This window comes from Bartonella sp. AR 15-3 (genome assembly GCF_002022445.1).
GTDB lineage: Bacteria > Pseudomonadota > Alphaproteobacteria > Rhizobiales > Rhizobiaceae > Bartonella.
In genome coordinates, this window is the sequence record NZ_MUYE01000001.1 from 356,628 (window position 1) to 380,822 (window position 24,195).

Below are 24,195 nucleotides of genomic sequence, written 5' to 3' on the forward strand. Positions count from 1 at the left end.
TAAGAATTTTTTACCTACAGTAATGTTGGTTGTTAGAGTGCTTGCACTTTTTGTACGAATCTTATTTTATAGGTTATGCAGTTTTCACCAGAACAGGATAATGCATTAAAGGCTGTAGCCGCGTGGTTGAAAAATGGGAAATCACCTATTTTTCGGCTTTTTGGTTATGCAGGAACTGGAAAAACAACACTTGCTCGTTATTTTGCTGAAACAGTTGACGGTTCTGTTCAATTTACTGCGTTTACAGGTAAGGCAGCCCAAGTTTTGCGTTCTAAGGGAGCCAGTAATGCTCGTACCATTCATTCATTGATTTATTGTCCTCGTGGCGAAGAAGAAGTGTCTGATGAAATAACAGGTAAAACATCCCTTACACCAACATTCGCATTGAATCGACAAAGTCCAGTTGCACAAGCTAGGCTTGTTATTGTTGATGAGTGCTCAATGGTCGATGAACAATTAGCGCGTGATTTAATGAGTTTTCGAACACCAATTCTTGTTCTTGGTGATCCTGGTCAATTACCTCCCATATCAGGAGGAGGTTTTTTCTCTGAAAGTACACCAGATTTTCTTTTATCAGAGATTCATAGACAAGCGCGTGATAATCCGATTATTCGTTTGGCTATGGATGTGCGTGAGGGACGCGATATTTCTTATGGAGATTATGGTTTAGCGCGTGTTATTACTCGTAAAGAGGTTAGCCAACAATTAGTACTGGAAGCTGATCAACTTTTAGTAGGTATTAATCGAACGCGTTATCTTTATAATAAACGTTTACGTGAATTAAAGGGATTTACAACCGATTGTCCACAGGTTGGAGATAAACTTGTATGCTTACGGAGTGATCCTACTAAAGGTTTATTGAATGGTTCTTTATGGAAAGTTATGACTTCACAGAAAGAAACTGTTAAGCCAGGTATAAATCTTATTATTAAGCCGGAAGATAGTGAACGTGGTGTGGCAAAAGTTAAACTTCTAAAAGCAATCTTTGAGAATCCTGATAATCAAATTTCGTGGCAACTAAAAAAGCGATATGATGATTTTGATTATGGATATGCGTTAACTGTCCATAAAGCTCAGGGATCTCAATGGGATAATGTGGTTTTATTTGATGAAAGTTTTGCATTTCGTGATATGTACGCACGATGGCTTTATACAGGGATTACACGGGCAGCAAAGTGCTTAACAATTGTTCGATAGCTCAAGAATATTTTATTGTTTGATATTATGCTGAGATATGTTTCTTTTAAATATCAGAATATTATAGAAGTGGGGTAGTGTGTGCCAATAAAACTTTCAGTTAATCTCAATGCTGTTGCCGTTTTGCGCAATAGGCGTAATCTTCCATGGCCAAGCCTTGAAAAAATTGGATATATAGCACTTTCTGCGGGTGCAGCAGGTTTAACGGTTCATCCACGTCCGGATGAAAGACATATCCGTTTTGTTGATTTACCCAAAATACGTTTTTTAATGAATAATGCTTTTCCTAGTGCTGAATTTAATATTGAAGGTTATCCAAGTGATACATTTTTAGATTTAGCAGAGAAATATGCTGATCAAATTACTCTTGTTCCTGATTCTCCAGATCAGTCCACTTCGGATCATGGTTGGGATTTCGCTAGCAGTGCAGAATTTTTAGCACCTATTATTCAGCGCTTAAAAGCAAAAAATATTCGCGTCTCATTATTCGCTAATACAGTTTTAGATGACCTTGATATAGTTAAAGCTATTGGCGCTGATCGTGTAGAATTTTACACTGGAGCTTATGGTGGTGCGTTTGATGATGAAGAAAAGCAAACACAGGAGTTAAATAAATTAATTCTAGCAGCACAAAAAGCTAGGCAATTACAATTAAATGTTAATGCAGGTCATGATTTAACAATTGCTAATCTTCCTACTCTTGTTAATCGGATTCCTTGGATTCATGAAGTTTCTATTGGCCACGGGCTTATCGCTGATGCATTAGAATATGGAATGCATGGAGCTGTTCAGCGTTTCATTCAATTATTGGTATAAATTATCTATTCAAGAAATTGTAACGATGTATTGAATTTAGTATCTAAAGACTTTTATGTCATTGTTGAAAAGTACTATTTATGATGCAATAGCTTAGATTCTTATTTAGCTATAAAATTATTGCTTTCTTCAGCAAAAGCACAGCAATATTAGAAAAGAAAGCTAGAAAAGATGAATTGAGATTAGATTTGAATAAAATAATTTTGCAATTTTAATTAAGATCTGACAGGTAATGTTTTTTCTAAAGGTAAATTAATTTCAGTTGGAATATAAATATATTTATTTTAAATTTAAAAAACTCCTAATTTTTAATAATTAAAAGTATAAGGCTATGCTTTATTTAATTCTCTCAATTGCTTAAAAAGTTATTTTTTAATTAGATTATAGTTTTCAAAAATCAATATGTAATTAATAAAATAAAAAAAAACAGTATTGATTAATGCTTGATGATTTCAGTACAGAACTATAGAAAGTTATAAATTCAGCAATATTTTAATTATTTTTTGTAACTGTGTTATTTTCACTATAGATAGATTGAAAGAATTATGTAACATTATGTGTCTTAGTGATCTCAGGGCGCCTTACCTTTATATATTTTCAACTTCTACCTATAGTGGAGACAACAGGTTGTATCTATCCTTATCAATCGTATATTATTTCATCGGCTATTTCTTTGGCTATATTTTCATGGGCGTGTTTTTATTTTGGTAGGAAAATTGGTGGTTTTTCAGGTTACCCTACTTCCAGTTTTATAGACAAAAGTGATGCAGATGGTCAGAGTGTGACATTAATATTTAATATTAAAAATCGATCGTTATCTAATTTTAGGTATTATAAGTAGTCTTTATGCAGGCTCAAATATTGATATTAACAATGGGTTTGTTTTTGGTTTTTGATAGAAATATAGCTGGTATGGTGCAAAGGATATAAAAGTTTTTGAATTTTATATTAGCTTATTAAAAGGCTGTACAAAAATGAGGCTCTTAATCTGTATATGTTAATAAAAATATATTTGTTTCATTATATAAAAAAAGGATTACTGAATATAAATAATTAATGAGATGATGAAATTTTTTAGGTATTATTAGCTAATATGAATGAAGAAAAATATGGACTAATGTCTATTAATTACGCGAAGTTTATTTGATTTTGTGCAATTTTTTTATAAGTTAGGAAAGCATCTGATATAATAAGTGTTTAGTGTCAAAACAGTATTAGAGTATAAGGATGCATATCTTTGTACAAGCGCATTAAAAATGCGAGGTAGATGGTTTTTATAATTTTCAACATAAAGAAATTACAATGGTATTATGAATAGTAGATATAAATCATGAATTTTTATGTAAATGAAAGGTGTACTTTATTATCTTAAAAGATTGAAATTTTATAAAGATATATATGGGAGAATTTTACAGATATAAATTATAAGGTGTTTATTATGAAGAAAACTGAAAGGGTGATAACCTTAAAACAGCCTGAGATATCTATAATGCATTCGTCTTATTATTATACTTATCCTGATACTGTAGTGCTGAAAAATAAATATGGAATCACAGACCTTTATGAGTTAGTGCAGAGATGTGCACATGATACAGCAAAAGAAGCTGTTAATTTGCTGGCAGAGCCTGATCCAGAGCGATTTGATACTTCCTATTTAAAGTATTTGCATGGTCGTTTATTTCAGGATGTATTTGAATGGGCAGGGTGCACTCGTGATGTTCCATTTACATTTTCAGATGGTACGACCGCTACGGCACTTGGCATGTCAAAGAGCGATTCTGATGTTAAGTTTGCAGCTGGTAGAGAGATTGGGGAAAGTTTAGAATTATTCGATCGAGTACTTGCTCAGAAAAATAATTTAAAAGGCTTATCACGTGAGGAATTTGTTCCTGAAGCAGCAAAACTGTTTGCTGCTATCAATTATATACATCCTTTTAGAGAAGGTAATGGACGTACACAACGATTGTTTTTTATAAAGCTTGCCAGAGCTGCGGGGCATAAACTTGATTTCTCTGCCATGACATCAATGCGTATGACATATGCGAGTATTGAATCTATAAGAAATGATGATATAGCTCCTTTGGAGCATTTGTTTGAAGATATTTCCAATCCAAAAAAGCTGCGAATTTTAAAGCGCTGCATAAGAGAGCTGCGAGAGCTGTATGCAGCTGATAAGTCCCCGCCGGAGGAGAAGCTTGTTATATCAGCAAGAGAAGGCGTGCTCTATAAGGGGATCTGTAGGGTCGTTGATCAAGATCGCGTTGTGGTAGAAACGGCAAATGCTTATGTAAACTGCAGTAGCGATTGTTTTACACCAGAACAATTAAGCGCATTCGAGCTTGATCATAAGGTCACTTTTAAAGTTCTAAATACTGATGAAATGACTAAAAAGTTTACAGAGAATATCTCTATGCGAAGGCAACAAGAAAGAAGCAAACAAAGAGTCCAACATTGTGCAAAAGCTATTTATGGAAATGCGGATGAATTGAATGGAATAATGCGCATGATTCGTATAGAGCCAACTTTAGCAGAAACGTTTGTTGAACGGCTTATGCCTTCTTCAGCTGAGTATCGTAATAATGAGACATTCGGACGCGAAAAAGCTGGGCATACTGAGAATTTTGGTAAACTTGCTGATGCAGTTAAAAGTTATGCAAATGTTATAAAAGCTTCTAGTTATGAAAACCTTCAAAAGCCTCAAAAAATAGAAAAACATTATGTGCAAGTAGTAAGAAAGTTCATCAGGTCGCTGTAACGCTTTCTTGATATGCCAGAAAATATATGGACAGAAGCTTTGAAACTAGAGGCCACTCTGTTTATTAATGAGGTTCTTTGTGATTTGATCGGTAAAGTTAATTCTCGTCTTTCGCCATATGAATGTAAAGCAATGGATAGTAATAATTATGAAGAATTCGTTAAAAGTATTAACATACCAATCTGTAAAGTAAAAGAAATTATAGAAGTCGGTTAAGAAAGTCAAAGAATTACAAAAGCAATTACGAGTAATTAGAATGAGTCGTTTAAATATAACGGCTATAGCTTATTAAAGTACGTTCTTTCATTTCATTTATAGGAGGAATTTTAAAAAAGATCTCTTCAAATTGAGGTGTTTAAATGTCAGATGTTGTTGCATTTGAGATATGAAGAAAAATGCTATGATTAGTTTTTTGTTGCTGAATTCAAAGAAAGAGTGTGTGAAAACTTGAAAGGCTTAGTTAATGCTCTTGCTTTTATTTGAGCGAAAAAATTTAGAAGTACTAAGGAAGGTGTTGGTCTGCAATTTTTTTGCATGAGTTAGAATCTATTTAATAACAGTGTAATGGCGTGACAAAGGTAGTTTTTAGTTATGTTAAAGGAAAATTGATACAAAATAGCGCTGATGGAGAGAAAACTACTTAAAGTACTTCATTGTCCTCATGTGTCAAATTCATGAAACAGTGTAGATTTAATACGCATCATTGATTATTCCGTAAAGACCTTTAAAAATCACCATGAGATTAGTATAGACTCTATAATCTCAAGCTTCGTTTCTTATTTTTTCTATAGATGTAAAAAATTGATCAGTGGATATTGATCTATAGTTTTCAGAGAGGAGAAGTCTAGCTATTTCAATTAAACCAGCTTCCTTTTCATAGATAGGGATAGTTTCATTTAATACCCGATTTAAAGGATTAAAAGTTTTTGTTGATTTTCCATGAGGATCAAGAAATATATACAGTTCTTTTGTTGATGCTCTACCGTCTTTCTTTTACGATTGGAGCTATTTCTGTTGCTGGATCAAAACAACAATTGGATCGCTATATTTAAGGCGAGCTGGAATAACATTGCTTGTCGTTTTATATCCTCCTGAACCAGCAAAGAAGAACATATGAGTTGAATCAAAATCAAGTTTATATGTTAATAACGGTTGACTTTCTCCTTTCCCCTATGTTGTTTTATCTTGTGGGTTGAAGGATACATCTTTGACAATATCTTCATCAACTCTATATCTTTCACCAATAATTATTTCCCTATTGCTTGAAAAACATCTTCAAGGCATTTCATATTCATCCATTGAACTTCTCCCCGAAGATCATTTTTTGAACTTTTCAAATTTAAATCTATAGGGGAAGCCGTTACTCTTCGAATACCAGATTGCCCCTTTTTGTCTTAATTTGCATGTTGGTGATTGTTTTGGGCACACGCTTATTTTTGGACCAACCGGTGCAGGAAAATTAACCCTTCTCGCTTTTTTACTTGTACAATCATGTCGTTATTGGTCAAAAGCAGCAGATAAGAATGGCAAGCATCTTTCGGTGTATCTAACAAGTTTTTGATAAAGGTCGTTCATTATTTACTTTGTGTCATGCTGTAAGTGGCCACCACTATGATATTGGAGAAAGTGATGGCAGTTTAAGTGCTCTCATGCCTCTAGCAGATGTTGATACAGAGGCTGATAATCTCTGGGCCCAAGAATGGGTTGCAATTTGTTACGAACTTCAGACAGGACGTTCTCCAACACCAAAGCAAAAGATGGAAGTTTATCGTGCGATGCAGCATCTGAAACAGATGCCTAAGCATATGCGTTCATTAGATAATTTTGTCACGACAGTTCAAGATAAAGAAATTCATCAAGCTCTTCTGCATTACACCCTTTTTGGCGCGATGGGGCATTTATTGGATGGTCAAAAACCATTTAAAGAAGAGCACAAAGACATTCTAGTGTGCGATTTAATTTTCAATACTGAAGTTGTAGCATTCTCTATTGAAAACTAAGTGATAAATTCTGAAAATTCAGATCTTCCTTTAGAATTTAGCATTTCCTAAAATTATAGATCTCATATTAAAAGCTTACGAACAAAACGTGGACAATTTATTGCAAAAACAGCTTAGTTTTTACAAAATAATCTTATTGCCTCATTTTTAAGAATGAAAAAGAAACTAATGTACGACATTTTAAAGTCATTAAATAAGATTAGTTATAGAATGATAATTCTAAATATGGAAATTAATATATGTCCAAACTAAGAGATTTACTAAACAAAATTCATCGTTCAAAAAAAAATAAAAATGATGTTGTGTTTGAAAAAAAAGAAAAAGCTGTACTTAGAAAAAAGTACAATTTTATATTTTGGGATGCTGAACCATTAAAAAGCACTATTATGCGTTTAGAGAATGACGTTAAGCATGGTGGTTGGTATGATATGATTTATGGAGGATTGGATCTTGCAATGATGCCCGCTTTGATAGAGGAAGCAAACAAAAAATATCCACTGATGAACCTTAAATTTTCTGCAACACCTGAGGATGTTCCCATATTAATAAAAAATGCAATAGATAATAAGATTCAATCTTCTAGATTGATAGTTAATTTAGGAGATGATTTAATCCATTTTGCAGTAATTGATCATCAAACTATCAATAATAGAATGTCTTTGATATTATTTGAGCCTACGGCGTTCAAGCATATGAAGCCGGCAGTACTAGCAATGAGAGTAAAAGACATTCTTGAAGAGAGTCAATTCCCTAATTGTCATTTTTCTATAGCTGAAATGGATATTCAACGGAGTGCTTCTGAATGTGGGATTTTTAGTTTGGCTATAGCTAAAAAACTTTATTGTGAAGCTGATAAATTAGAAAGACTACACAGAAGTAATATCAACGGTGTCTTATGTAAATCAGATACTTTTTTTGTATCTTATGAACAGCTAGATAAGTATCTTCCAGTCACTTTTTACAAACACACGCAGAGCGTAACCCGTCTTAATGAGTATGTACAATCAAATCCGAAAGCTAAACAAGAAATTATTAACAAGAAGGGTGAAGTTATTTTTGAGAGGTTTGGCCGAAATTCAGCCGTGATAGATAATAAAAATGTATCTTGTTCGCCACACAAAAAAAGGATTTATGAATATAAATCTTTGATAAGGTAAATATAAATCTTTGATCAAATTATCAATTTTGAAAAACATATCAACTTGGGATTAAGCCTTCTTGGGGTATTTATAGCTCCCTTGTTAAAGGGTTATTTTATTACTTGATAAAGTATACACAATGTATATATGTGCTAAGAAGCAAGCGCCTAAGGAACACTGAATTACTAGCAAGAGTTATGGAAACAACTTCGTGCCTGTACAATTTAGCTATTGCATGCTTATAGTATATAGTGATTTCGTCAGGTAAAAATATATCGCCAAAACAAAGAACTAATTTCTAAAATCAAGCTCACATGGGAGGGTATGTAACTTGAAGCGGTTCAAGGAGTTGTTCTTTATACTGATGTATCTATATTATTAATTGGTATAAAGAAGGGGAAATTATACTGCTAAAGTCTATTGATTTTGAACTGAATACAGAAACAAAAAATATTGCTAGATCTTCTAGATCAAGTCATTATGAGAATGCTTGAATAATTTAACAAGATATCTTTAAAAGGAGGTGATTTTCTGTGCTCTAAACTAAAAAGCTATTTAGAGAACTTATTTCGGAAATATGTTTTATTTAACTCATTGTTTATTATTGAAAAAGGAAAAGCACAAAGATCTACTAAGAAAAAATAATGCATCAGAAAAATTCTTCTAGTAAGCATTGCCGAAAAGACGACGAGAACAGAAATAATAGCCTTTAATAACCTAAGTTAGTAAAAAACTTTACAATAAAGAGATTCAAAATAAGCTGAATAAACTAGAAATTTATATACTCTCCTCTAAAAATTATTCTCTGAAAGAGATATATCTTTTGCGGTAGCATTGAATTCCTTATTCGAGGAACTTATTAGTTTTTTAGGATATCATAATGAAAAAAATCAGTAATTCCTAAAGGAGTCATTCATTATTACAATATTAATTTAATGATTGGCAATAACAATATATGACTGAGAAAAAAGGGTTTTAAATACTCTACAAAATTTGGGATAACAAGAAAATATGATTAAATACGCTAACAGCGTATTTGAATTATCTAAATGTTTGTAATGACATAGATATGTCAAATTCCTTGTTGAAGAACATAGTAGATGAAGTACAAAATAAAAAATCATGTAAGTTTTTCAGAATTTTTATATCAATAGAAGTTAATAGAAAAAATAGAATTAATTTCCATCAGCTTAAAGGAATAGTACAAACAAAAAAATTCTTTTAAAATAACTATGTATTGTTTGTAGAATTTGTGATGCTTTTTAAAATTGCACTAATAAATTTAGAAGCATAAAAAATGCTAGTCCAATTGGAAGAAAGGGATTATAAAATAGATTGCGGATTAAAAAAGAGCAGATTATTGAATGTGCTCGCGATATAACTGTATAACAAATTCGTTTAACACAGTTAAATGCTTGGAAGTCTTTTATTACGTTATGAAACAAATAAAAATGCTTTTTATATAGATCCTCTATATTAAAAAGGAGAGAAAATTGTAACACGTCATTTTATCAATTTAAAGACAACCGAAATTTAAAAGATATTATTTCTTAGTACAGAAATATATCTTAGATAATTATTTATGACAATGTAGTTAAAATTAGCTTTTGTATAATCAAGCTCTTAAAATAGAATTTGGTATAAAATATTCTTTGCAAAGAAAGAGCAAACTACAAAGCTAATGATTTTAGCTTCAAAATCAAAATCCATCATTTTAGAAACGAATATCATTGCTCAAAGCTATCTCTGATATGAAAGATGTTTATAATACGTGATAAATACAAAAATAACTCACTGTATTTAAGCTGATTCGCAATTTTGCAAAATTACAATTCCACTTAATAGTGTTGCAATAGCTTCACAAAAGGAAATCTTCTGTTTATCGTAGATAACTTATTGATTTTAAAATTCGAGAGATGGTGCGGACGGCGTGCACCATTTGTGCACCAATTTTTTCTCCCCTTAGAACTCTCTACAATATCACCTGATAGCGCGGTTTATCTTTTTTCCTGTTCAATAACTATTTGTTTTTATTTTATTTTATTTATTAAATTGCCTTTTATATATAATCTTGGTACCAGATGAAAGCGCTCCAAGCGCAATTCAAAAGGTGGTTCAAAAGGTGGTTTTTAAAAGGTGGTTCAAAAGGTGGTTCGAAGAATAAGAACACGCGATAGATTGTCTGTCTTATCTGTAAAAAATCTATCTAAAGGCAAATATGCTGATGGAGTTGGTTTATGGCTTATCAAAACTGAACCAGATCGAGGACGATGGGTTTTTAGGTTTGACCTCAATAAAAGACGACGAGAAATGGGATTAGGTTCCTGTAGCAATGTATCTTTAAAAGAAGCACGGCTCAAAGCTTCAGCTTGTCGTGATCTTTTGGATCAAGGAATTGATCCAATTCGCCAAAAACAAAAAGAAAATTTGCGTCGGGTAAGGGGTGGTACTTCTTTACGAGAAATTGCCTCTAGTGCTTTTGAAGCGAAAAAAAACGAATTGAAAAATGAAGGAAAAGCAGCAAGGTGGTTAACACCTCTTGAGTTACATGTTTTTCCTAAACTTGGTGATATGCCAATCACTGAACTGACGCAAGTTGATATAAAAGGATGCATTTCTCCTATTTGGAAGACAAAAAACGAAACAGCAAGTAAAGCTCTATCCCGCTTGAATATAGCTATAAAACATGCAGCGGCACTTGGTATAGATGTGGATATGCAATTGATACCAAAAGCAAAAGCTTTATTAGGAAAGTTTATTCAAAATACCCAAAATATTCCAGCAATGCCATGGAAAGAAGTGCCTAAGTTTTTTCAATCTTTAGATGATGAGCTTGTATCAAACCTAGCTTTAAAACTTCTTATTTTGACGGGTGTTCGTTCTATGCCAATTAGGCATATTCGGTCAGAAGAGATTTATGGATCAATATGGATTATCCCAAAAGAAAATATGAAGGGGATTGTTGGAAAGGTTTCTGATTTTCGTGTGCCGCTTACAGCTGAAGCGCTTGCTGTTATTGAAAAAGCAAAAAAAATAGAAAAAAATGGTTTTTTATTTTCAGGCAGTTCTGGAAAGCCTATATCTGATGTAACACTTTCTAAATTCATGAAAGAAAAAGGTTTGACTTATCGCCCCCATGGTTTTCGTTCCAGTTTACGGGATTGGATAGCAGAAACAACGTCAACACCGTTTGAGATTGCAGAATTTGTTCTTGCACATTCAGTTGGGAGTTCAGTGACAAAGGCTTATATGCGAACGGATTTTTTGGAACAACGACGTGTCCTCTTAGAACAGTGGGCGTCCTTTATATCAGCAGCGACTTGATAAATATTCAAACTTATGAGATCAAAAATATAATCACTGTTGCTCTAATATAATGGCAATCCTAAAGCTTCAAAGAATCGTTGATGTCTTTTTTCGGCATCAGCTACGAGTTTATCAAATGCAATCACCTCTATATAAGAGTTATATCCGTTATGATATCCAAAATATCCCATATGATCTCCTTTTTCTATTAAATTCCAATGTTTGCAACACTCTTTTATTTTTGGAGTGAAATCACAGATAATATAACAGTGCCCAGGAACTACTCCTTCAGACAAATTTATTGGGCGTCCCTTCAAGGTGTGTACATTACCTGTACGAATTTTTTCTAAATAATTGATGACCTGATAAATCGGGTCTTTTTCGGTATCTTTCTGTGCATCATTTCTCATTGGACGCTTTATTTCCACTATAGTCAGAGATGCCAAGGGAGGAGATTGTGTATTCTCTTTGCTGTCTGATACTAATAGAGGATTGCAATAGGCAGAATTATTATATACATTTAAAGCACATATATCGGGTCTCTCCTTATTCTTAGAACCGGAAAAAGGTATTTTATTCAATGGAAGATCAGAAGCTAAATAATCATGAAATGCTAATTTTTCATCAATCAACCATAAATTACAATTATTCATAGCAATAGATTCAGAATCGCACTTCATTGGCACTATAAGTTGATGAATAACATTTTCTTTAACATATCTTTCTTTATCATCATCTTTAGAAAGAGAATTTAAAGATTCTTTTAAAAGTTCTATGATAGTCTTTCTATGGCATAAGTAATTTGCCAAATCGGACTTTTTAAGATCACCTACAGCGTTTACATATTTATTAATTCTTGCAGTATACCGCTCTGGATTTTCTCCTTGTTGAACTGCTAAAATATTATAACCTTCTTTTAAAATTTCTTTTTCTAATCTAGCAAAACATTCATGCAAATGTACTTCTAATTTTTCATCATTTATTGTAGGAGAAATTATATAGTCATCGTCAGTTAAATACTTTAGGATTGAGCGATAGCGTGGTACTTTATGTGTGAAATTTTCAATTATTTTCTTACTATCTTGAATGTTTTTCTCTAATTCTTTACTTAAGTATTTTTGAATTTTAGGAAATATAGCTTTCCGTATCATATCAAATGATATCTCTACATTCTTAAATAACCCTTCAGTATTTTTTTCAATGTCAAAGCCTATTCTTTCAGAACGTACCCTTTCATCCAAAAAAGGGGAGCTTACGTAGCAAGAGTATATAAATTCCCCCATATCATCTTGCAGTTTTGATTGCATACCAGGAATGTTTTTAGGTAATAATTTTTCTTCTGTAATAACTCTATTGGCTGCACAAAAAGATAAAGTTTGTTTATCCAAAGATAAGGTTCTAAATTTAATATGCATAATAGAAAAATTATAATCTCCTATTTCTATTTCTTCATTAAATACTGCTCCATGTATGCACTGCTCATATAGATCATTCAACGATATCTTTTCTGAGTTATCTTCAATAATTATAGGAGGACAACTGCCGTTTCTCGCAAAATACCAGAGACAATGTTCTAATAGTGCTTTTGCAATAGATTGTATGGTTCTAGGAACATGAGCTTTATAGTTTTTTTCACTCCTTTTAATTCAACAATAGTCTCTCTCTTTGCGCAATCATCTTGAAAATTGCGTAGTTCTTTTATACCTTCAACAGTGTCGAATGAAAACTCCCGCCCTTTTAGCTCTTTATCTGCTTCATAAATACTTCTTACTTTTATATCATCGAAAGCTTTAAGCCACAGAAGCCGTCCTACACCACGGCAGCCTTTTTCTCTTTTATTATCTGAATCTAAAGTTTCAAATGATTGTAAGTTATGATCATTAAAACCTGTACCATTATCGATTACTTTAAAGCCTATAATTTGTGTTTTGTTTTGTTTTTCAGTGTCTTCTTCAAGTGGTAGTGCAGTTTGCTCCGATCTTATGACTGAAATTATAATGTAGCTTGAGGAAAAATCATTTCCTATTTCTTCAATGGAATGAATAGAATTTACAATTGCTTCAAAAAGAGGCAGTAGAGCGTGATTTTCTGGTAAAGATGTATTTCTTATGCGGCCACTTAAATTTGTTCTCATTCTCCCCCTGATCTATACAAGACAAGCAATCGTGTCGTTTTACAAAAATCTAACTTCTTTTTTTTCGTCTTTAAAAGATGAAAAGACTGAAGTTTGTCATATTAAGTATACGTTATTAGAAACATAAAATCCATAAGACAAGCTAATTCAAGGGTTAATTTTTTGAGAGTCACTGTTTCCATCGACACAAGTACTCACCTTGCTTGTTATGCTTTAAGATCTCTCTTGCTAAATGCGAACTGATGGTGTTCAGATCTTGCCGGCTTAAATAAATAGGGAACCAACCAACACAAGAAGAAACATATTTATTTGTCGCACACCCACTCAGAGAGATCAGCACGCACATCGGCATCACTTTTCTTATTAACTTCATTTTCTATTTCCAGTCGTGTTATTGCTCTCTTGACAATGGTTTCTGTTTGTTTTTTCTGTTCAGTCTTCTTGCCTAAACGAAAAGCCTTAACTACGGCGACAAAAAAAGCGGTTAAAACCGCCATCACTATCACAAAATATCTTTTTCCCCACGAGATCATAAACCTTGCTCTCGTAAGCGCTTAGCAACCAATACTAATCCCAGACAGGACGCAAAAACTATAATCGTCGCTAAAGCGTATTGTACAGGACCATTCCCTTCTAACAATTCCACACATCCCGAAAAAGCAGCTATGATCGGAGCAAGAAGTTCTGTTTTTAAAATTTTTGTTGGTTCTTGCGCTTCTGCTGTTTGATAATTAGAAGAAACATAAGCCCCTTTCGCCCATAATCCTGCTTCTGCTGCGCGCCGGTGTGCGAGACCTTGTAAGCGTTTCCCGCCTGCTTTAGTCCATTTCTGTAGTTCGGCTGGCACTGCTTCATATTCACCTTGATTGAGCTTTTTTAACAGTGTCGAATTGCAAAAGGCTACTGTTCCTACATTATAGCAAAAAGACACTAACGCTGCGAATTGTTCATCCGTTAAGGAAACGCTAACAGTGCGTTCAACAACATTTTCAAATTGTCTTAAATCTTGGCAAAGAAGTTTTTCTGCTTGTGTTTCAGTGATTGTCATGCCTTCGTAAATAAAAGGTTTTCCGGCGGTGTTTGTATGTCCATAACCAATTGTCCACACCCCAATGGCATCTTTATAGGCATTTAAACGCAAACCTTCCCATTGCTTAATGAGTGCAAGTCCTTCTGATGATATTTTTCGCATATGTTGCTCCATAAAAAAAGCCCCGCACAAGGCGGGGGTGAGTTAAAAATTTGAAGTATTATATTTTATTAAAAATCTCGTTTCATGTAACTTTTTTCTGTGTTATACGTTACATGAAACATAATGGAGATTTTGTTATGACTACAATGCATGTCAATGAACGCGTTCAAAAACATCGCAACGCACAAAGGAAAGCAGGATTACGCTTGATGCAAATTTGGGTGCCAGATACACGCCAACCAAATTTTGCAGAAGAGTGCCGTCGTCAATGTCGCTTAGTGGCAAAAAGGGATAAACCAGATACATCTATGCAGTTGTTTATGGATCAATCTTTAATGGATGTTGATGGCTGGACAGAATGATGCGTGGATCTCTCGTAACAATAGCTATGCAAGGGGATTTTGGTAAACCAAGACCTGCATTGATCATTCAAGCTAATCAATTCAGTGAACATACAAGTGTAACAGTTTTACCAATTACAAGTACGCTTGTTTCGGCGCCATTACTTCGCATCACTCTTTATCCAGACAGTAAAAATGGTTTACAAAAGCCTTCGCAAGTAATGATTGATAAGATTATGACGGTAAGATGTGAAAAAGTTAGTTCCACTTTTGGCTCCATTCCGGCAGATAAAATGTTAGAAATTGAACGCTGTTTGGCTGTATTTTTAGGAATAGTGAAATAACAATAGGATTTCTTTTTCAAGCCGCTTCGTGAGGGTGTTCATGAATTGCGTATTAATGTTGGTCCTGGCTACCGAGTTTATTATGTCCAATCTGGAAAGACCGTATTGTTGCTATTATGCGGTGGCAGCAAAAAAACACAAGAGACTGATATCACTCGTGCATGTGCTTGCTGGCGTGATTGGCAAAACCGTGAAGATTAAAGGAGTGCAAAAATGAAAGACCGTAACCATGATGATGCAATAGCAGAAATATTCCGTGATGATCCTGAGTTGGCAGCAGCTACCCTTGATGCAATTCTAGCAGATGGTGATCAGGGTGAGCTGCTTGTAACTCTACGCCAAATGGCCAAAGCTTATGGTGGTGTTCAGGCTGTAGCTAAAGCAGCCAACCTGAATCCCACACAACTTTACCGTACACTTTCAGAAAAAGGCAATCCAGAGTTTCGCAGCTTGAATGCTTTACTGCGTACCATGGGATTTCGCTTAGCTGTACAGCCTCTTGAACAACCAGTTCCACACGTGTAACTTTAGTGTATTAATCCCTCCCCACCTTTGAAGATGGGGAAGGGGATGTTCTTACTTAAATCTAAGCAGCTTTTACGACAGATCTTGCTAGAACCTGTTTTGCTTCTTTAATGAGAGCTTTGTATTTTCTGTTTTCTTCATCTACTCTGAAGGCATCAAGAAGACGCATATGAATAGGACCTAAAAGATATAAAACTTTTTCGCCAGCATTCATACCTTCCCAATAGCTTGGTAAATCAAAGCGCGTATCATTATCATAATCAACAGCTTGGTTTCTTAGTTTCTTTTCACATTCAATAAAGTAGCGTCGAGCCTGTCTACCTTTCTCATTGCGTTCAACCATTGAGAGCTCTTTCGCCATGTCTAGGGTGAGATGATATTCTTTACTTATAACATTTTTACGTTTCCCAATTTTGGGAAGCGTTAAAATATAGTCCTTTCCCTCTTCAAATGCATACTGATTAATGCGGTTCGTAATCCAAGTAGCAAAACGTTTTCCTATTGCCAAAAATGTATGTAATTCACGTGCGTTCACTGTCTGAACGATATCACCATCAATCGTAGTTTGATGTAAGTCAATTAAATATTGTGCCATGATTTGGCTCCTATGTGCTTAAAGGTTTTCTATTGACACTCTAAAAGATGCCGGGTGCTAGAAAACACGGCACATAGCCCGTCGTTATGCTTTCCCCACAAGGGTATTGTATAGCATAACTACACCCGACAAAGTTATTATATGCGCCTAACATACAATGAGTCAAAGTCTTTAATGTGCGGAAGACTGATTATTTCGGCAACCAATCCGCTATGTGTTTAAGGTGTTTTCTAGGCACCTGATTCGATTATTCATATTGTCGCCACATTGTCAAGCTGCTTTCGAGATTTTTTGCATTTTTGCTAATTTGACTTATGTATCCTCTACGTCCATATGGATGACGCCTTCGCCTTCATCACATGCATTGGGTGGAGCGTTTGGATCAAGGGTATCGTCCTTGTCTGGTGTTGTGTTTGCAACGTTTTCAGCCGCATTTTCTTGTGCTTTGTCAAAAAGTTCACACTCTATTTTTGTGGTGTAGCCGCCCATTTTATCAAGTTTGTGCTTAACGCTCTTGATGCGCCATTCTGCCGGAATATAAGGTCGGAAAGGGGGATCCTGAACAAGTTTTGCTTCTGCTTGCACAAATGGATCTCCACCAATATCACATGAGAAAGAAGACTTACCGCGTAATGATTTATTACGATAAGCAGCAATGGCCGCAACAGCTTCTGATTGATTATGGTAAGTATATTTGAGTTCATGATACGGTGGTTTTCCAACTTTGACTTCTTTTTTTTCACCACTGCGGATATCATGATAGGTTGCGATAACACCGCCTTTTTTCTCTTTGTCTTCTTCTTCTTTCTCAGATTCTTTTTCTGCTTTTTCCAATTCAGATGATGGTGGTGCTCTGTCACTGTCATCCATATGGATAAAGTTTTCATCATCATCAATCTCTTCTGGTTCTCGTGCATCAGCCGCGGCTTTTTGGTCGTCCCCCACATCTGTTTCTAAGCCATTTGCTGCACCTGCTTCATCTCGTGCGCTGTATTTAAAATCCCAAGAGGTGCAATGTTTCTCGTGAATAACAACAATAGGGAGTGTTTCACCGGTGATGGCTTTGCCTTCACCCCGTTTGGCGAGCACAAGTTTGCCATCAACGGGCTTTGCTACCGCATCATATTCTTCTGCAAGGCGTGTAGCAAAAGCCATATCGCTTTCAGCCGTTTGATCAATGTGACGCACAACGATTTTTGCAAGAGAAGGATCAACCTTTGGTGTATAGCCATTACGCTCTGCTATCTCTTGAACAATACTGCCAAGGGTTTGCTGGTGATAGGATTGGCTTTTAGGTGTTCTATAAGATGTGTTCATGGAGGCGGCGCGCCCTGTAACACTTAAGGTCTGTGGTGGGCTGCTTACAGAGATTTCATCAATTAGATAGGCTCCCATATCACGGTTTTTACCGCCTTCATAACCAAGAGTTATAGAAATGATTGTTCCAATTAAAGGAATGTCAAGAAAGCCATTATCGCACTCACGCGCACGATCATCAAGCTCTATGGTGATGCGGTCGCTTTTGTCTTCTGCTTCATCGGTAATTTCAATCGACAAAACATAGTCCATAAGTATGCGTGTAATATCCTCTCCATTTGCCATCACTGTGCAAAAAGGGTTCATTGTTTGTTGCCCCAAATTCTGATCACAGGTGTGGCTTTAGGATAGGGGAGGGATGGTAGGAGTATCGTGATACCTGCTTTTAAAATGGGTCCATAGTCTGCAAGACCAAAATTAGCCGCGTAGACGCGTTCAACAGCGAGCGCTTGTTGACCTTTGGCATAGTATTTCCAGCAAATGGCATCCACCATATCGCCATCTTTAGTCATATAAAGGTCACTCATAGGTCTTCACCATATTCTCTCAACTTTATCGTAAATTCTTGTTTTTTGGGTGTGCCATTATAATGAAAAACACTTTGTTTTTCCTCTACGGAAAGGATGACAAACTTACCTAAAATTTTGCCTTGACCAGTCACAAGGATGTGAGGACCGTTATGCGCCATTTGCCGTAAATGTTCTATTTGTCCATGACCGCCTTTGAAATCTGGATAAACGATACCTTTTAAAGAAAACGCAGCATTTGCAGTAGCTGGCAATTGAAGCGCTGCTTTACGTCCCAACCGCCCTTGTTCAACCCATGGAATGTCATAGGTTATATCGAGGACTTGATAGGCTGCTGTTTCAATGGAAAAGATAAAACAACCTAAAGCTAACATCATGATGATTAATCCGAAAGACTAGAAGCTATAGCCAAACGCTGTTGTTTGGCATAGTGTTCAAGGGCTTGATTTACGGCGGTGCGGATTTCGTCTTTTAAACCATTGGGAACGGAAATATTTAAATTTGAAATCATTACGCGAGCGTCTATTTCTACCGGCTTATGAACTGTGATGGGTTCTGGAATCTTGAAAGATTCAACCTTTACATTTTTAGCCTGCATTTGTCCTGTTTCAACTACGCCTGTATTGGAATTGCTTTTGCTTCTTCCAGATGGAGAATAGGGGACAATTGCTGTATCAAGCATTCTTTTTGCACGAGCATTGGTTTCATCGGTAAAGGTTGTAATAGTTTGGGTTGAAGTTTTGTTGATTGAAACATTAAAGCCTAGCTTTTCTTTCATCCAGTTTGGCATCCAACTGGTTAGTCCATTCATCATATTGCCAAATTCGTTATACAGATCGTCCCATTTTCTTTTGATACCTTCCCAAAGACTGTTAATCAGGTTGGCTCCTGCCTCTATTAAATCGATGCCAAACAACCATTTAATGAGTTCATTAATTTTTTTTGCTATCCAAGTGAGTGGTGAAAAGTTTTTAAAAAGAGTGAAGAGTTGATCAAAAACGTTACTGCATAAGCTAGCAAAAGAATCCAATAACTTGCTTATGAAGCTTATAACTGTATCCCAGTTTTTGTAGAGCAGATATCCAATTCCAATAAGGGCTGCGATGCTAGTCATTATCCAGCCTATGGGTGTAGTCATGATTGTGATACCAAGCGATATAAAAGCAGAAGAAACAGCAGTTATTGCCGAAATCAGTGAGCCTACAAAAGTTAAAGCAAGACGAGCGACTACAGAGCAAACAGTTACGATTGTTGAGAGGAGTGATCTTCCAAGAGTTGCAGAAAATCTAATAAAAGCTTTATCTGCTACGATTATTTTTGAGAGTAGGGATTTTCCAAGATTTACAGCTAGGCCGGTAATTTTAGAACCAACAGAAGTGAAGGCTGAAAGCACTGGTCCTGAAAGAGCGAAAGCAAGCCTGATAAAAACTGCACTCACTATGGCTATTGATGTAAGCAGCCAGCCATTGATTTTATCCCAATTTTTGTAAAGAAAATATCCAGCAGCAACAAGAGCTGTAATACCACCAAGTATCCAACCGATAGGTGTTGTCATAATTGCATAGCCAAGCGTGACAAACGCTGCTCCCACTGCGGCTAATGCGGCAATGAGTGGGCCAAAAATGAATGAACCAAGTGCGACAAGGCCTACCTTAAAGAGAGTTATTTCACCAATCAAAGGCTCTAGCCAGCAAAACCAGCCTTTAATTCTCTCTGTAAGATCACTGATGCTTTTTCTCAAATCAGAGGTAGGGTTAAGCAAATCATTAAAGACTTTTTTTATGCTTTTAGCCCATCCAGCAACTGTCGTTTGAATGAGGTCATGGTTTTCATCAATCAACTTTGAAAAACCGTCAATCATATCATTGATCACCGGCATGAAACGTGCACCAATAAAGCTCGCGATACCGCCTATTTTTTTCTTAAAGGCATCAAGCTTATCACTTAAATCTGCTGCATAGCGTGCGACATCGGCTCCTATTAGCCATTTTCCTTTTTGTGCCTTTGCAAACAGTTCTTTGATTGGCTTCATCCCTTGCGCAAGCATGGCTGCCATTTCCTTGCCGTCACCACCAAACAGCAGAGCAGCAATGTGCTGTCTTTGCGCTTGATTTTTCATCTTACTCATCTTGTCGGTAATTTCTTCCAGTAAGACAGAGTTTGATTTGAGTTTTCCGGAAGCGTTTTTGACTGAAATACCAAGTGCTTCAAAGCCCATAATGCCTCTTTTTTGCCCAGCATATGCTTGTGCTGAACGCCTATTTAAAGTGGCTAGGGATTGTTGAAAAAGTTCGGCAGAATATCCTGAATTATCGGCTGCATCTCCCCATAATTGAAGTGATACAACATTCATCCCTAAATGGCGTGATGCATGGTGTAGACTATCACCCATATGCATGGTTTTCATAGTAACAGCAGTTAGACTGGCCACAAGACCACCACCAGCAAGTCCTAAAGCACCAGTAAAGACTGAAGCACGGCTTGCTGCTGTACCAAGAGCACTTTGAACGCCATGAAGGCTCGTTGTCATGTTTTTTACAGCAGCAGAAAAGCGCGGAATACTCAATCTATGTGAGAGTGTTTTTGACAATGTATCGAATTTTTTTTGCACACGTTTTAAAGGCGTGGAGAGTTCGTCTTCAAGGGACAGCTTAACCTTTGCATCAGCAACTTTTTTACTCATTTTGTTTTATACCTTTCTGCTGCTTGTTTTCGCCAGAATATTAGTTCTTGCAGTTCCATTTCCATCATGTCTGAAAGTGACCAATGGAACACAATGGCGATATCGGCTATGAGTTTAGCGGCGGTTTCCCAGTCGAGGTGTCCCGCCGCGTGATAAAAGATTCCAAAATCTCTCCAATGCTCGACAAGTCATTAATATCCAGTTCTTCAATCGCTTCATGTGGCCATCCGGAAAGGCGTGCAATCATAGCAATTGTTTGTTCAATGCCTTCTTTCTTATCAATGGCTTGCACATCTTTTATTTTGGGACGATGTAAGGTAATTTCGGTGTGTTCTTTTCCTTCAAAGATCACAGGAATAAGTAATTTGTGTGTAATGCTTTTTTGTATAGTCATTTTTTATAATCCTAAGTTTTCTCTATGGTCTGCTAATTGATTGATACCATTGAATGTTCTAATCAAGTTGAGGGCATCTATCTCAACAATTTCAACGTCCTTCTGGACATATTTAAAATACTGTAATGTGAAGGTAGCTGTGGATGTTGCTTTGCTCCCTGGTTGCCATTCTGCCATTTCAAAGCCTTTGCATAATCCTCTCATGGTAATGACAACACCTTCCGCTGGTGTCCCTTGTGCTTGCATTGAACTACGTAATGAGATGTCAACATCAGTGCGTCCTAACAGTGCCATCAACTCTGGAGAGCAATCAGAAATGGTCATGGTAAGCGTGAGAGTTTCAAGGCCAAGATCAATTTCAATGGAGTTGTCCATGCCACCCCGCGATAACTTTCAACAACCAAATTCAAATTCGGTAATGTTACGCTTTCACATTTTGCTTGATAGGGAATGCCATCGACAAAAATGTTAAAATATTTCAAAACTCTTGGTAAAACGGGTATGGCCATTAAAAAATCTCCTCTAGGTAATCATTGATGATTTGTGAGCGGAATGTGATGTGTTCTGCTGGTGTGGTTGGGGTGAATTCCACATTGAAATAGACTCGGCCGTCTTGAATAGCGCTTGCTGTGTTCAACTCTGGGTCAGGTATACAGCGCCCACCAAGAATGGCACCTTGCGCTTTTAAATCACGTAAATAAGCGTTGACGCTTTCACTTACATCGTTCAGGTATGTCCTTTTGATGTTACGATCAACTGCCCATAGATGTCCGCGCAAAATAGCGTCATTGATCATATCCGCGGTTCTCACCACCGATAAGAAAGCAAATTTTGTATCGCTTGAAAGGGTGCGATTGCCCCAAAGACGATAACCGTTTTCACGGATAATTGTTGTGATGTTTTTTTCGTTGAGAAGGTTGGCACGGCTTGATCTATCACCAATGGAAAAATCAATCGGGCGGGCAATTCCTACAATGCCATTGATTACTTTGTTTGAAGGTGAATGCCAAAAGCCATTTACAAAATCAATTTTAGCAATAACACCAGCAACAGCTGCACTTGCTGGTTCTTCTAAGATTTTACCATTACGATTAACTTTTACAAATGGATCAATAAGAATGGCGCGTTTTGAATCAAAATCCTTTGCTGTGCTAAGGGCCGCTTCATCTGTCGTGTTTGGTGCATCAATCACCACAATTGCGCGCAAACGTTCCGCAATGCCAATGAGTTCTGCCGCTACAGGGTTAGAAGTGGTACTGATTTCGGCTTTAGCTGTCGCATCAGTTCTATTTTCTTCAATACTCACACTGGATGGGCGTTGATGTGTAAAGCCTGGAGCAATCAGAATACGTGGTGTTTGTCCCACAACAGATTGTGCTCCAATGAAAGCATGAACACCTTCGTAGGCTCCATTTTCGTTTACACCGCCTAGAATATTGGTGAGTGTTGCGTTTTCATTGTCACCTTCTTTCACACGGATGACAACAACAATTGCTCCCACTTGCTTAAAAATAAGATCAAGAGCATTGGGTAAAGTACCGCGGCGTTTGCCTGTTTTGTCCAGTTTTGCTGCCTGTGAAAGAGAGCCTGCTACCAGAACCGGTGTGTTAAGAGGAAAGACTTGTTCATCTGCATCGGGCGCTGTGCCAACAATTCCAATAACAGCAGACTGAACTGCACGAAGAGGGCGGGTGCCATCGTCAACCTCGACAACTTCAACACCGTGTAGAAAACTTGTTGCCATTTTATGCTCCTTTAAATGAGTGGCTAATGAAGTGAATGTGAAAAAAATGAAAGGCGAAATGCCGCTTTTGAGAACGACTATTGTTGTCACAACCTTTTTGAAAATTGCTGAAGGTGTAGGAAACAGTCATGCTACAATTATCAAACTTGTGCGCAATAATCGTAAGGATTTTGAGGATTTTTGTTCACTCGCATTTGAAATGCGAGTGAATAGCAAAGGGTCGCATTTGAAATGCTACCCTTTGGAATAGCAGTATGTGAAATAATTTTTTAAAAGCATATTGACACTAATAAACCCTCATGTTAATCGAATCACAAGTGCTGAAAACACTAAACCATTAGCGGATAGGTCACGTAAGATCTTTCCCATGCCTTTAAAATACTGATTGTCTTTTATGCTATTATTGGCATATAACGATTTTGTCGGGTGTAGCTATGCTATACAACACCTTCTCACGAGGGGAAGGCATAGCGACGGACTAATGGCCGTGTTTTCAACGCCCGGCACTCTTACTGGAGTGTCAATTGAAAACATTAAAACCATTAGGAGTTAATCATGAACAATTTAGTGACAATCAACAAAGATGGTATTGCAGTCACAACTTCTCTAAAAATTGCAGAGGGTGTGGGGAATACACATAAAACAGTTATACAGTTAGTACGCAATAATCGTAAGGATTTTGAAGAGTTTGGTTCACTTGGATTTGAAATCCAAGTGAGTAAAAGAGATGGTAAAGGTGGTCAAAAGAGAGAAGTTGCTATCCTTAATGAACCACAAGCAACCTTACTCATGACCTATATGCGTAACAATGATATGGTGCGTTCATTCAAAAAAGCACTTGTTAAAGCTTTCTATGATTTAAAAAACCAGTTAATTGATAATGACCGTGATACACGATTTGATTTTCCAAGCAACTGGGATGAGATGGGAGCTACTGAAAAAGCTGTTTACATTTATGGACCGCTTCACATGCATCTTGTAAAAGCCTTTACATTAGCAGAAGAGAGTAAACATTATAAAACGCTTGTTGAAGAAGCTAAGCGAGTCTTAGCAAATCCGATTGTAAAAGTAGCTTAGACCTACAATATAATTTTATCTCCTCGTTTCAAAAGCGGGGAGGTATGTATTCCTTATATGCTACACGCATATAATGACCCTATCGGGTGTGGTTATGCTATTAGCATGA

The 24,195-nt window shown here is 36.2% G+C and carries 27 protein-coding genes and 2 pseudogenes; 15 read left to right on the plus strand and 14 right to left on the minus strand.

The genetic code is table 11. The annotated features are described in order from the left end of the window. Positions 1-75 precede the first annotated feature (75 nt). From BAR153v2_RS01400 to BAR153v2_RS07625, 5 genes are all read left to right on the plus strand, one after another. The gene (locus tag BAR153v2_RS01400) at positions 76-1,197 is read left to right on the plus strand and encodes an ATP-dependent RecD-like DNA helicase (RefSeq protein WP_078679992.1); all 1,122 of its coding nucleotides are present in this window, start codon (positions 76-78) and stop codon (positions 1,195-1,197) included. Between the two features lie 81 nt (positions 1,198-1,278). After that, positions 1,279-2,013: a pyridoxine 5'-phosphate synthase gene (locus BAR153v2_RS01405; protein ID WP_078679993.1), complete on the plus strand. Its 735-nt coding sequence runs from the start codon at positions 1,279-1,281 to the stop codon at positions 2,011-2,013. A gap of 1,438 nt (positions 2,014-3,451) precedes the next feature. Continuing rightward, positions 3,452-4,768 (plus strand): Fic family protein, encoded by a 1,317-nt coding sequence (locus tag BAR153v2_RS01410; RefSeq protein WP_078679994.1) that lies wholly within the window; start codon positions 3,452-3,454, stop codon positions 4,766-4,768. Between the two features lie 39 nt (positions 4,769-4,807). Continuing rightward, positions 4,808-4,984 carry a hypothetical protein gene (locus BAR153v2_RS07335; protein WP_158078272.1) on the plus strand — a complete coding sequence of 59 codons (177 nt, stop codon included), beginning with the start codon at positions 4,808-4,810 and terminating at the stop codon, positions 4,982-4,984. A gap of 710 nt (positions 4,985-5,694) precedes the next feature. After that, positions 5,695-5,820 carry a hypothetical protein gene (locus BAR153v2_RS07625; RefSeq protein WP_256385944.1) on the plus strand — a complete coding sequence of 42 codons (126 nt, stop codon included), beginning with the start codon at positions 5,695-5,697 and terminating at the stop codon, positions 5,818-5,820. On the opposite strand, the gene BAR153v2_RS07450 is transcribed toward BAR153v2_RS07625, so the two are convergent. After that, positions 5,774-5,881: a type IV secretory system conjugative DNA transfer family protein gene (locus BAR153v2_RS07450; protein ID WP_244548606.1), complete on the minus strand. Its 108-nt coding sequence runs from the start codon at positions 5,879-5,881 to the stop codon at positions 5,774-5,776. The two genes, BAR153v2_RS07625 and BAR153v2_RS07450, sit on opposite strands and share 47 nt — an antisense overlap. Positions 5,882-6,167: 286 nt before the next feature. Between BAR153v2_RS07450 and BAR153v2_RS07455 the strand changes: the two genes are divergently transcribed. The 4 genes from BAR153v2_RS07455 to BAR153v2_RS01435 all read left to right on the plus strand — a co-directional run bounded on the left by BAR153v2_RS07455 (position 6,168) and on the right by BAR153v2_RS01435 (position 11,231). Continuing rightward, positions 6,168-6,329 (plus strand): hypothetical protein, encoded by a 162-nt coding sequence (locus BAR153v2_RS07455; protein WP_244548607.1) that lies wholly within the window; start codon positions 6,168-6,170, stop codon positions 6,327-6,329. 22 nt (positions 6,330-6,351) lie between these two features. Then, entirely contained in the window at positions 6,352-6,768 is a 417-nt protein-coding gene (locus tag BAR153v2_RS07460; protein ID WP_244548608.1) for a hypothetical protein, read from the plus strand. Positions 6,769-7,007: 239 nt separating this feature from the next. After that, positions 7,008-7,925: a YopJ/AvrA family T3SS effector serine/threonine acetyltransferase gene (locus BAR153v2_RS01430; protein ID WP_078679996.1), complete on the plus strand. Its 918-nt coding sequence runs from the start codon at positions 7,008-7,010 to the stop codon at positions 7,923-7,925. Between the two features lie 2,130 nt (positions 7,926-10,055). After that, positions 10,056-11,231 (plus strand): site-specific integrase, encoded by a 1,176-nt coding sequence (locus tag BAR153v2_RS01435; protein ID WP_244548609.1) that lies wholly within the window; start codon positions 10,056-10,058, stop codon positions 11,229-11,231. A gap of 44 nt (positions 11,232-11,275) precedes the next feature. Here BAR153v2_RS01435 and BAR153v2_RS01440 read toward each other — a convergent pair whose 3' ends face one another. The 4 genes from BAR153v2_RS01440 to BAR153v2_RS01455 all read right to left on the minus strand — a co-directional run bounded on the left by BAR153v2_RS01440 (position 11,276) and on the right by BAR153v2_RS01455 (position 14,539). Then, the gene (locus tag BAR153v2_RS01440) at positions 11,276-12,709 is read right to left on the minus strand and encodes a hypothetical protein (RefSeq protein WP_244548610.1); all 1,434 of its coding nucleotides are present in this window, start codon (positions 12,707-12,709) and stop codon (positions 11,276-11,278) included. Positions 12,710-12,786: 77 nt separating this feature from the next. Beyond that, positions 12,787-13,347 (minus strand): hypothetical protein, encoded by a 561-nt coding sequence (locus tag BAR153v2_RS07465; RefSeq protein WP_244548611.1) that lies wholly within the window; start codon positions 13,345-13,347, stop codon positions 12,787-12,789. Positions 13,348-13,652: 305 nt separating this feature from the next. Beyond that, on the minus strand, positions 13,653-13,880 hold the full coding sequence (locus tag BAR153v2_RS01450; protein WP_078679998.1) for a hypothetical protein: 228 nt from the start codon (positions 13,878-13,880) through the stop codon (positions 13,653-13,655). Then, entirely contained in the window at positions 13,877-14,539 is a 663-nt protein-coding gene (locus tag BAR153v2_RS01455) for a lysozyme (RefSeq protein WP_078679999.1), read from the minus strand. Before BAR153v2_RS01455 ends, BAR153v2_RS01450 begins: the two co-directional genes overlap by 4 nt. Before the next feature lie 137 nt (positions 14,540-14,676). On the opposite strand from BAR153v2_RS01455, the gene BAR153v2_RS01460 reads away from it, so the two are divergent. The 4 genes and pseudogenes from BAR153v2_RS01460 (at position 14,677) to BAR153v2_RS01475 (ending at position 15,749) form a co-directional block, all read left to right on the plus strand. Beyond that, the gene (locus BAR153v2_RS01460) at positions 14,677-14,901 is read left to right on the plus strand and encodes an antitoxin MazE family protein (RefSeq protein WP_078680000.1); all 225 of its coding nucleotides are present in this window, start codon (positions 14,677-14,679) and stop codon (positions 14,899-14,901) included. After that, positions 14,898-15,224 carry a type II toxin-antitoxin system PemK/MazF family toxin gene (locus BAR153v2_RS01465; protein ID WP_244548612.1) on the plus strand — a complete coding sequence of 109 codons (327 nt, stop codon included), beginning with the start codon at positions 14,898-14,900 and terminating at the stop codon, positions 15,222-15,224. Before BAR153v2_RS01460 ends, BAR153v2_RS01465 begins: the two co-directional genes overlap by 4 nt. 15 nt (positions 15,225-15,239) lie before the next feature. Then, positions 15,240-15,425: pseudogene (locus BAR153v2_RS01470) on the plus strand (type II toxin-antitoxin system RelE/ParE family toxin); the annotation flags it as partial. A 12-nt stretch (positions 15,426-15,437) separates the two neighbouring features. Further along, the gene (locus tag BAR153v2_RS01475; RefSeq protein ID WP_078680002.1) at positions 15,438-15,749 is read left to right on the plus strand and encodes a DNA-binding protein; all 312 of its coding nucleotides are present in this window, start codon (positions 15,438-15,440) and stop codon (positions 15,747-15,749) included. A gap of 61 nt (positions 15,750-15,810) precedes the next feature. Here the strand turns inward: BAR153v2_RS01475 and BAR153v2_RS01480 are convergent, their stop codons facing one another. The 9 genes and pseudogenes from BAR153v2_RS01480 to BAR153v2_RS01525 form a co-directional block, all read right to left on the minus strand. Next, a complete protein-coding gene (locus BAR153v2_RS01480; protein WP_078680003.1) occupies positions 15,811-16,344 on the minus strand; it encodes an antA/AntB antirepressor family protein in 534 nt (177 codons plus the stop codon). A gap of 312 nt (positions 16,345-16,656) precedes the next feature. Then, complete coding sequence (locus BAR153v2_RS01490) at positions 16,657-17,967, minus strand: contractile injection system protein, VgrG/Pvc8 family (protein ID WP_078680004.1); 1,311 nt, start codon at positions 17,965-17,967, stop codon at positions 16,657-16,659. Then, entirely contained in the window at positions 17,964-18,188 is a 225-nt protein-coding gene (locus BAR153v2_RS01495; RefSeq protein ID WP_078680005.1) for a tail protein X, read from the minus strand. Before BAR153v2_RS01495 ends, BAR153v2_RS01490 begins: the two co-directional genes overlap by 4 nt. Next, positions 18,185-18,565: a phage tail protein gene (locus tag BAR153v2_RS01500; protein ID WP_078680006.1), complete on the minus strand. Its 381-nt coding sequence runs from the start codon at positions 18,563-18,565 to the stop codon at positions 18,185-18,187. Before BAR153v2_RS01500 ends, BAR153v2_RS01495 begins: the two co-directional genes overlap by 4 nt. 5 nt (positions 18,566-18,570) lie before the next feature. Next, positions 18,571-20,871, minus strand: a complete 2,301-nt coding sequence (locus BAR153v2_RS01505) for a phage tail tape measure protein (RefSeq protein ID WP_078680007.1) — start codon at positions 20,869-20,871, stop codon at positions 18,571-18,573. Further along, a complete protein-coding gene (locus BAR153v2_RS07475) occupies positions 20,868-20,939 on the minus strand; it encodes a GpE family phage tail protein (RefSeq protein ID WP_339373813.1) in 72 nt (23 codons plus the stop codon). Before BAR153v2_RS07475 ends, BAR153v2_RS01505 begins: the two co-directional genes overlap by 4 nt. A 38-nt stretch (positions 20,940-20,977) precedes the next feature. Next, positions 20,978-21,265 (minus strand): phage tail assembly protein, encoded by a 288-nt coding sequence (locus BAR153v2_RS01515; RefSeq protein ID WP_078680009.1) that lies wholly within the window; start codon positions 21,263-21,265, stop codon positions 20,978-20,980. Positions 21,266-21,334: 69 nt separating this feature from the next. Next, positions 21,335-21,774 (minus strand): annotated as a pseudogene (locus tag BAR153v2_RS01520) (phage major tail tube protein); the annotation flags it as partial. Continuing rightward, positions 21,774-23,009 (minus strand): phage tail sheath subtilisin-like domain-containing protein, encoded by a 1,236-nt coding sequence (locus BAR153v2_RS01525; protein ID WP_078680010.1) that lies wholly within the window; start codon positions 23,007-23,009, stop codon positions 21,774-21,776. The pseudogene BAR153v2_RS01520 and the gene BAR153v2_RS01525, both read right to left, overlap by 1 nt. A gap of 31 nt (positions 23,010-23,040) precedes the next feature. Between BAR153v2_RS01525 and BAR153v2_RS01530 the strand changes: the two genes are divergently transcribed. Beyond that, positions 23,041-23,259: a hypothetical protein gene (locus BAR153v2_RS01530; RefSeq protein WP_143245202.1), complete on the plus strand. Its 219-nt coding sequence runs from the start codon at positions 23,041-23,043 to the stop codon at positions 23,257-23,259. A gap of 305 nt (positions 23,260-23,564) precedes the next feature. After that, positions 23,565-24,086: a Rha family transcriptional regulator gene (locus BAR153v2_RS01535; RefSeq protein ID WP_078680012.1), complete on the plus strand. Its 522-nt coding sequence runs from the start codon at positions 23,565-23,567 to the stop codon at positions 24,084-24,086. The last annotated feature ends 109 nt before the right edge of the window (positions 24,087-24,195 follow it).

Excerpts from the sequence above, each read along its gene's own strand:
- BAR153v2_RS01500 (WP_078680006.1), bottom strand. The coding sequence starts at position 18,565 with ATGATGTTAGCTTTAGGTTGTTTTATCTTTTCCATTGAAACAGCAGCC.
- BAR153v2_RS01475 (WP_078680002.1), top strand. The coding sequence starts at position 15,438 with ATGAAAGACCGTAACCATGATGATGCAATAGCAGAAATATTCCGTGAT.
- BAR153v2_RS01430 (WP_078679996.1), top strand. The coding sequence starts at position 7,008 with ATGTCCAAACTAAGAGATTTACTAAACAAAATTCATCGTTCAAAAAAA.
- BAR153v2_RS01515 (WP_078680009.1), bottom strand. The coding sequence starts at position 21,265 with ATGACTATACAAAAAAGCATTACACACAAATTACTTATTCCTGTGATC.
- BAR153v2_RS01480 (WP_078680003.1), bottom strand. The coding sequence starts at position 16,344 with ATGGCACAATATTTAATTGACTTACATCAAACTACGATTGATGGTGAT.
- BAR153v2_RS07465 (WP_244548611.1), bottom strand. The coding sequence starts at position 13,347 with ATGAGAACAAATTTAAGTGGCCGCATAAGAAATACATCTTTACCAGAA.
- BAR153v2_RS01450 (WP_078679998.1), bottom strand. The coding sequence starts at position 13,880 with ATGATCTCGTGGGGAAAAAGATATTTTGTGATAGTGATGGCGGTTTTA.
- BAR153v2_RS01495 (WP_078680005.1), bottom strand. The coding sequence starts at position 18,188 with ATGAGTGACCTTTATATGACTAAAGATGGCGATATGGTGGATGCCATT.
- BAR153v2_RS01455 (WP_078679999.1), bottom strand. The coding sequence starts at position 14,539 with ATGCGAAAAATATCATCAGAAGGACTTGCACTCATTAAGCAATGGGAA.
- BAR153v2_RS01505 (WP_078680007.1), bottom strand. The coding sequence starts at position 20,871 with ATGAGTAAAAAAGTTGCTGATGCAAAGGTTAAGCTGTCCCTTGAAGAC.
- BAR153v2_RS01410 (WP_078679994.1), top strand. The coding sequence starts at position 3,452 with ATGAAGAAAACTGAAAGGGTGATAACCTTAAAACAGCCTGAGATATCT.
- BAR153v2_RS07450 (WP_244548606.1), bottom strand. The coding sequence starts at position 5,881 with ATGTTCTTCTTTGCTGGTTCAGGAGGATATAAAACGACAAGCAATGTT.
- BAR153v2_RS01465 (WP_244548612.1), top strand. The coding sequence starts at position 14,898 with ATGATGCGTGGATCTCTCGTAACAATAGCTATGCAAGGGGATTTTGGT.
- BAR153v2_RS01525 (WP_078680010.1), bottom strand. The coding sequence starts at position 23,009 with ATGGCAACAAGTTTTCTACACGGTGTTGAAGTTGTCGAGGTTGACGAT.
- BAR153v2_RS01535 (WP_078680012.1), top strand. The coding sequence starts at position 23,565 with ATGAACAATTTAGTGACAATCAACAAAGATGGTATTGCAGTCACAACT.
- BAR153v2_RS01400 (WP_078679992.1), top strand. The coding sequence starts at position 76 with ATGCAGTTTTCACCAGAACAGGATAATGCATTAAAGGCTGTAGCCGCG.
- BAR153v2_RS01490 (WP_078680004.1), bottom strand. The coding sequence starts at position 17,967 with ATGAACCCTTTTTGCACAGTGATGGCAAATGGAGAGGATATTACACGC.
- BAR153v2_RS01460 (WP_078680000.1), top strand. The coding sequence starts at position 14,677 with ATGACTACAATGCATGTCAATGAACGCGTTCAAAAACATCGCAACGCA.